6 protein-coding genes, 4 tRNA genes and 1 rRNA gene are annotated in these 6,379 nt (G+C 45.2%); 10 read left to right on the top strand and 1 reads right to left on the bottom strand.

The window, feature by feature from the left end:
• From rrf to birA, 3 genes are all read left to right on the top strand, one after another.
• Positions 1-89, top strand: a 5S ribosomal RNA gene (gene rrf / locus KO531_RS21980); the annotation flags it as partial.
• A 188-nt stretch (positions 90-277) separates the two neighbouring features.
• On the top strand, positions 278-1,303 hold the full coding sequence (gene murB, locus KO531_RS21975; protein WP_219252234.1) for a UDP-N-acetylmuramate dehydrogenase: 1,026 nt from the start codon (positions 278-280) through the stop codon (positions 1,301-1,303).
• On the top strand, positions 1,296-2,255 hold the full coding sequence (gene birA / locus KO531_RS21970; protein ID WP_219252233.1) for a bifunctional biotin--[acetyl-CoA-carboxylase] ligase/biotin operon repressor BirA: 960 nt from the start codon (positions 1,296-1,298) through the stop codon (positions 2,253-2,255). The genes murB and birA overlap by 8 nt, the downstream gene beginning before the upstream one ends.
• A 26-nt stretch (positions 2,256-2,281) precedes the next feature.
• On the opposite strand, the gene coaA is transcribed toward birA, so the two are convergent.
• On the bottom strand, positions 2,282-3,232 hold the full coding sequence (coaA, locus tag KO531_RS21965) for a type I pantothenate kinase (RefSeq protein ID WP_105251027.1): 951 nt from the start codon (positions 3,230-3,232) through the stop codon (positions 2,282-2,284).
• Between the two features lie 235 nt (positions 3,233-3,467).
• On the opposite strand from coaA, the gene KO531_RS21960 reads away from it, so the two are divergent.
• The 7 genes from KO531_RS21960 (at position 3,468) to nusG (ending at position 6,328) form a co-directional block, all read left to right on the top strand.
• Positions 3,468-3,543: transfer RNA gene (locus tag KO531_RS21960), tRNA-Thr, on the top strand.
• A gap of 8 nt (positions 3,544-3,551) precedes the next feature.
• A tRNA-Tyr gene (locus tag KO531_RS21955) sits at positions 3,552-3,636 on the top strand.
• A gap of 38 nt (positions 3,637-3,674) precedes the next feature.
• Positions 3,675-3,748: transfer RNA gene (locus KO531_RS21950), tRNA-Gly, on the top strand.
• Between the two features lie 8 nt (positions 3,749-3,756).
• Positions 3,757-3,832 (top strand) — tRNA-Thr (locus tag KO531_RS21945).
• A gap of 117 nt (positions 3,833-3,949) precedes the next feature.
• The gene (gene tuf, locus KO531_RS21940) at positions 3,950-5,134 is read left to right on the top strand and encodes an elongation factor Tu (RefSeq protein WP_105251028.1); all 1,185 of its coding nucleotides are present in this window, start codon (positions 3,950-3,952) and stop codon (positions 5,132-5,134) included.
• 261 nt (positions 5,135-5,395) lie between these two features.
• On the top strand, positions 5,396-5,767 hold the full coding sequence (gene secE, locus KO531_RS21935; RefSeq protein ID WP_006083613.1) for a preprotein translocase subunit SecE: 372 nt from the start codon (positions 5,396-5,398) through the stop codon (positions 5,765-5,767).
• A 9-nt stretch (positions 5,768-5,776) separates the two neighbouring features.
• Positions 5,777-6,328: a transcription termination/antitermination protein NusG gene (gene nusG, locus KO531_RS21930; protein ID WP_105251029.1), complete on the top strand. Its 552-nt coding sequence runs from the start codon at positions 5,777-5,779 to the stop codon at positions 6,326-6,328.
• Positions 6,329-6,379: the final 51 nt, after the last annotated feature.

Here is a 6,379-nt window from a genome sequence, read left to right as displayed (position 1 = left end):
CCTGATCCCATCCCGAACTCAGAAGTGAAACGCAAACGCGCCGATGGTAGTGTGGGGTCTCCCCATGTGAGAGTAGGTCATCGCCAAGCGCCTAATTATCTCATTGAGATGCAACGAAGCCAGCTAAATAAGCTGGCTTTTTTGCGTCTGCAATTTGTTAATTGGACTGATTTTCCTGCTTTTCTCTCTGTTCTTCATCCTGCCATCTTCTCTAGCATGAGCTGCAATCCTCGCTTTTAGCAGTTACAATACGTTTTTGTCGTCATTGAACAAACACATGTCTCTATCTCATAGCCTTCAATCATTTAATTCCTTTGGTTTAGCCCAGTCTTGCGCGGATCTTGTTGAGGCGCACTCAAAAGAAGCTGTTAAGGCGATCTGTCTGCCACTATGGCAACAGCAATTGCCTATGTTGGTGCTTGGTGGCGGTAGCAATCTGGTCTTTACGGAGGACTTTAACGGCACAGTTGTCAGGATTTTATCGAAAGGAATAAAAATATCTGAAGACACAGAAGCGTTTTATCTCGATGTTGAGGCGGGTGAGAATTGGCACGAGTTAATTCAGTTTACGCTCGAGCATGGTATGTTTGGGCTGGAGAATATGGCGTTAATTCCAGGGACGGTTGGTGCAGCACCTATTCAGAATATTGGCGCTTATGGTGTTGAACTATGTGATGTGTGTGATTGGGTTGAGTATCTTGATTTACCCTCTGGTGAGTTTGTGCGCATCAGCACAGCTGAGTGTCAATTTGCTTACCGTGAGTCCATTTTCAAAGACAAATTGCGCAATCTCGCTGTAGTCACAGCTGTTGGACTGCGCTTAGCTAAACGTTGGCAACCGCGTTTGGCCTATGGTCCATTACAATCGTTTGATCCTGCAACCGTTACAGCGCATGAGATTTTTGAGCGCGTATGCCAAGTACGAAGTGAAAAGCTTCCTGATCCCGCTGTGCTCGGCAATGCAGGCAGTTTCTTTAAAAACCCCATTGTAAGCGCGGCCTGTTATCTAGATTTAGCACAGCGTTTTCCGACGATAGTGGGCTACGCACAAGCGGATGCAACAGTGAAATTGGCTGCAGGCTGGTTGATTGAACAAGCGGGACTGAAAGGTTTTGTGCTCGGCAATGTGGCAGTGCATGACAAGCAAGCCTTAGTGTTAGTGAATCGAGGCGGAGCAACGGGGCATGATATTTGCCGCCTAGCACTGCATGTTATTGCGCAAGTTCGGGATAAATTTGGTGTTGTGCTAGAAGCCGAGCCTAGAATCATTGGGGCCAATGGCGAAGGAGATTTGCATGTCTGATCATTGGGGAAGAAAACGCCAGATATTAGCTTTATTATCTAGCGGGCAATTTGTTTCTGGCGAGCAGTTAGCCACTGAACTTGGGATTTCGCGTGCCGCAGTGAATAAGCACATCGATGCGCTAGAAACCTATGGTGTGGCAATTTATAGCGTCAAAGGTCGCGGCTATAAGTTAGCGAATCCTATTTCTTTGATTGATGCTTCACGTTTAGTGCAATCAATTGATAATCGTTGCTTTTACTTTGATGAGATAGCAAGCACCAACGGCTTTATGCTGGACCATACTACTGAATTGAAGAATGGTGATGTGTGTGTGGCAGAGTATCAATCCGCAGGTCGTGGTCGTCGAGGCCGAACTTGGGTGTCGCCCTATGGGCATCACTTATATTTCTCGCTGTTTTGGACTTTCCCGCAGGGAATGGCGCAGGCAATGGGATTAAGTTTAGTGGTGGCCTGTACATTGGTTGAAGTGCTTAAATCTTTTGGCGTCAAGAATATTGGTGTTAAGTGGCCCAATGACATCTATTTGGATAACAAGAAGCTTGCCGGGATCTTGATTGAGATGTCGGGTCAGGCTGATAGCCTGTGCCAGCTTATCATAGGTGTTGGTGTCAATATGGCTATGTCAGAGGAACAAGGTAAAGGTATCGATCAGCCTTGGAGTGATTTGTCAGAGTTGGTCGACATGCCTGACAAGACGGCGCTTGTTATTGCATTACAGAAGCAGCTTAAGCGTGATATTCAGTTATTTGAGTGTGAAGGATTAGCTGCATTCAAGACTCGTTGGCAAGCTGCGGACTTATTTTATGGCCGTGAAATACGTTTGCTTATGGGGGAAAAGTCTGTCGAAGGAATTTGTCGTGGCGTTGATGGGCAAGGTGCAGTTTTGCTCGAAACCGCTGATGGTGTTCAAGCATTTATCGGCGGTGAAATTAGCTTAAGGGCACGCTAAGTACGCAAGAGTCAATTTTACAAAGGCTATTTGCGCATTAGCACGTGGGACATCAAATGATCCTGACCTTTCTGCAGGATCAAATGGGCCCTCTCACGGGTCGGTTGAATGTTAAGTTGTAGGTTTGGACCATTGATTGTGTCCCAAATATTAGCGGCAATCGTATTTGCTTCATCGTCGGTTAGCGTTGAATAGTGATGAAAATAAGATTTTTTGTCACTGAATGCACCAGAGCGGAACTGCAAAAATCGTTCTTTATACCATTGTTTTAGCAAAGGTTCTTCTGCATCGACATAAATAGAAAAGTCGACAAAATCGGAGACGAAAGGACGACGGGTATCAACGGGGGAGTCGAGTCCAGTCTGTAATACATTCAAGCCTTCTAAAATTAAGATGTCTGGCTGAGAAACGGTTTGATGCTGATTCTTAACGCGGTCATAGGTGACGTGCGAATAGATAGGGGCTTTCACATGTGGCTGACCGGATTTCACGGCGGAGATAAACTCAACCAGCATTTTCATATCGTAACTTTCTGGAAATCCCTTACGCTGTAATAGTCCTTTACGTTTTAAGTCCGCCAGAGGATACAAAAAACCATCTGTTGTCACCAAATCAACTTTTGGGTGTTCAGGCCAGTGTCGTAGTAAAGCTTGCAAAATACGTGCTGTGGTGCTTTTCCCGACGGCGACACTACCAGCAATACTAATGATGTAAGGACTTTTTGATGGTTTTTGACCGAGGAATTCATCAACCACTAAGCCTCGTTGTTGCTTAGCTTTAACGATCAAATTCAGTAGCCGGCTAAGGGGAAGATAAATATCGGTCACTTCCGATAAGGAAATCTTTTCATTTATGCCTCTAAGGTTCTCCAAGTCTTGCTCACTCAGTGTCAACGGCACTGAATCTCGTAACTCAGACCATTGCAGGCGCTCGAAGGCGAGATAGAGTGCTTTTTGAATTGAATTTTTAGAAGTCATTGGCTTTCCTCAGCTTAGGAAAGGCACAGTACACTATGAGATTATTTGGAACAATACTAAATGGGTGATTGCAGTCGTGTTTCCGTTACCGTTTGATGTATTCGCTGTTTAATTGGCCGTCAAAGTTGGATAACGTGTAAAAAAACACCGTTCAAGCGCTTTTTTTACGTAAACAGGCGTTTTTTACTTGCACTTGGGAGCGCATTTACCTAATATCCCGTTCCGAAATGATAATGCCGGCATAGCTCAGTTGGTAGAGCAACTGACTTGTAATCAGTAGGTCCCGAGTTCGACTCTTGGTGCCGGCACCATTTTCTGTGGAGGGGTTCCCGAGTGGCCAAAGGGATCAGACTGTAAATCTGACGGCTCAGCCTTCGAAGGTTCGAATCCTTCTCCCTCCACCACTTTTTTCTAGGTAGTTAGGTAGCCTTAGTTAGGTTGCGCGGACATCGTATAATGGTATTACTCCAGCCTTCCAAGCTGATAACGCGGGTTCGATTCCCGCTGTCCGCTCCAAATTAGTTGCTGATATGGCTCAGTTGGTAGAGCACACCCTTGGTAAGGGTGAGGTCGGCAGTTCGAATCTGCCTATCAGCACCAGCCTCTCTAAATTTAGCTCCTACTCCTAAACATAATCGGTTCGATGTCATTTTAATGCATCGGATTTTTTCTATATGCTAGTTTTCATCACCAAGAATCTTGGACTGAGGCATTACCATGGCTAAAGCTAAATTTGAACGTATTAAGCCCCATGTAAACGTGGGCACCATTGGTCACGTTGACCATGGTAAAACCACACTGACTGCAGCTATCTCTCACGTACTGGCTAAGACCTACGGTGGCGAAGCTAAAGACTTCTCTCAAATCGATAACGCTCCAGAAGAGCGTGAGCGCGGTATTACGATCAATACCTCTCACATCGAATATGACACGCCTTCACGTCACTACGCACACGTAGACTGCCCAGGCCACGCTGACTATGTTAAAAACATGATCACTGGTGCTGCACAGATGGACGGCGCGATTCTAGTAGTTGCCTCTACAGACGGTCCAATGCCACAGACTCGTGAGCACATCCTGCTTTCTCGTCAGGTTGGCGTACCTTTCATCATCGTGTTCATGAACAAATGTGACATGGTAGATGACGAAGAGTTACTGGAATTGGTTGAAATGGAAGTGCGTGAACTTCTGTCAGAATACGATTTCCCAGGTGATGATTTACCAGTAATCCAAGGTTCAGCTCTGAAGGCCCTAGAAGGTCAACCAGAGTGGGAAGCTAAGATCCTTGAATTAGCCGCAGCACTGGATTCTTACATTCCAGAACCACAACGTGACATCGATAAGCCGTTCCTACTGCCAATCGAAGACGTATTCTCAATTTCAGGCCGTGGTACAGTAGTTACTGGTCGTGTTGAGCGTGGTATTGTTAAAGTGGGTGACGAAGTTGAAATCGTTGGTGTTCGCACAACGACTAAAACAACGTGTACTGGTGTAGAAATGTTCCGTAAACTGCTTGACGAAGGTCGTGCAGGCGAGAACTGTGGTGTGTTATTACGTGGTACTAAGCGTGATGACGTAGAACGTGGTCAAGTATTGGCTAAACCAGGTTCAATCAACCCACACACGACTTTTGAATCAGAAGTTTATGTTCTGTCAAAAGAAGAAGGCGGACGTCATACTCCATTCTTCAAAGGCTACCGTCCACAGTTCTACTTCCGTACAACTGACGTAACCGGTACTATCGAACTGCCAGAAGGCGTAGAGATGGTAATGCCTGGCGACAACATCAAAATGGTAGTGACTCTGATTTGCCCAATCGCGATGGACGAAGGTTTACGCTTCGCAATCCGTGAAGGTGGTCGTACAGTTGGTGCTGGTGTAGTAGCTAAAATCATCGCTTAATTGCGGTAGAAATTAGTTTGAAAAGGAAGCTTCGGCTTCCTTTTTTGTTTAAGTGGATTATTTCATAGGTTTTGTGGTTTGCATGGGATTCGCATCCTTGCTTACAAAGTCGAATAAGAATACAATCTATGGCCGATTTTTGACCCTGAGCTTATGCTATTTTGCGTTTCTAAGGGTGTTCGGAAATGCAGAGTGATGTGGGATTATGCCCGTCAATTAATGTGCTCTAAGCTCAGGCCGTATTGAGTAACGGAAAAACCGATGACAACAAATACTGAAAACCAGAACAATTCTCTGGATATCGTGAAGTGGGGTTTAGTGATTGTATTGCTAGCCGCTGCTGTTATTGGCAATCAAATGTATAGCGAAGCCAGTGCCGTCATACGTGCGCTTAGTGTTATCGTTGCATTCGCTATTGCTGGTTTTATTGCGCTTCAGACTGTAAAAGGTAAAAAAGCGTTAGCTTTTGCCCGTGAAGCGCATATCGAAGTGCGCAAGGTTGTATGGCCGACGCGTCAAGAAGCGCTAAACACCACTTTTATTGTCCTTGCAGCAACAGGTATCTTAGCTCTTATCCTTTGGGGTATGGATGCTGTGTTAATGCGAATTGTCAATTTTATCACTGGCGTATAGGCACCTCGAATGACTGAAGCTAAAGAAGCTAAAAAAAGATGGTATGTAGTGCAGGCATTCTCAGGCTATGAAGGCCGAGTTTGTAAGTCACTGATTGAATATATTAAAATGCATGGCATGGAAGCATACTTCGGTGAAGTATTGGTTCCGACTGAAGAAGTCATCGAAATGCGTGCAGGTCAGCGTCGCAAGAGCGAACGTAAGTTTTTCCCTGGCTATGTGTTAGTCCAGATGGAAATGAACGATGACAGCTGGCATTTAGTCAAAAGCATCCCGCGTGTTTTAGGCTTTATTGGCGGAACGTCTGATCGTCCTGCCCCAATTTCAGATAAAGAAGCTGATGCAATTCTGCGTCGCTTACAAGAAACGACAGCGTCACCGACTCATAGAACCATATTTGAGCCTGGTGAAGTGGTACGTGTGTGTGATGGTCCATTTGCTGACTTTAACGGTACCGTTGAAGAAGTGGATTATGACAAGAGCCGCGTGAAAGTATCAGTGATGATCTTTGGTCGTTCTACGCCTGTTGAACTTGATTTTAGTCAAGTTGAAAAAGGCTGATTAAATAAACTACAAAATCCGTTTGGCAACGGGTGCGAATTTCTATATAAT

The organism is Shewanella sp. NKUCC06_TVS (genome assembly GCF_019345515.1).
Classification (GTDB): domain Bacteria; phylum Pseudomonadota; class Gammaproteobacteria; order Enterobacterales; family Shewanellaceae; genus Shewanella; species Shewanella oncorhynchi.
Note: the sequence above shows the minus strand (reverse complement) of the source record. Positions and strands in the feature narration are given on the sequence as shown.